The organism is Pseudomonas sp. 05T35, assembly GCF_056396605.1.
This window is the reverse complement of record NZ_JBFTLU010000996.1, coordinates 1-405: the sequence shown is the minus strand read 5'-3', so window position 1 is coordinate 405 and position 405 is coordinate 1. Positions and strand designations below refer to the sequence as shown.

Below are 405 nucleotides of genomic sequence, written 5' to 3'. Positions count from 1 at the left end.
ACTTTGACCTGCGTTATGCAGACAGCCGGCTGGATGCCTCACGAGATGTCATCTGGGGCGTCACATTGCATAACAACCCCACGGTTCAGGATGTCTGGAACAGCACGCCTGCGTGGGGCTATCCGTATGTCAGTTCAACCCTGGGCGCCTTTGGCGGGGTCCCTGCCTCGACGCTGATCGAGGGGGGATTGGCTCAACAGGTGGCGGGTATCGGTGCCTATGTTTATCTGAACAAGTCGTTGTATCTGGAGCTGACTTCCTACCAGACCGCCAAAGACACATGGCAGTTTCTGAGCCTGGGCAACAAGAAGGGCGACACCTACCATCCGTTGACGTACATGGATGGCTCAAGCCCTTATGCACGGGTGGCCTATACCTACGAATGGGGGGCCCAAAACGTGATGC

At 56.8% G+C, this 405-nt stretch carries 1 pseudogene; it reads left to right on the top strand.

What is annotated here, in order from left to right:
* Positions 1-65: 65 nt before the first annotated feature.
* Positions 66-405, top strand: a pseudogene (locus tag AC1DH9_RS31090) (cytochrome C); the annotation flags it as partial.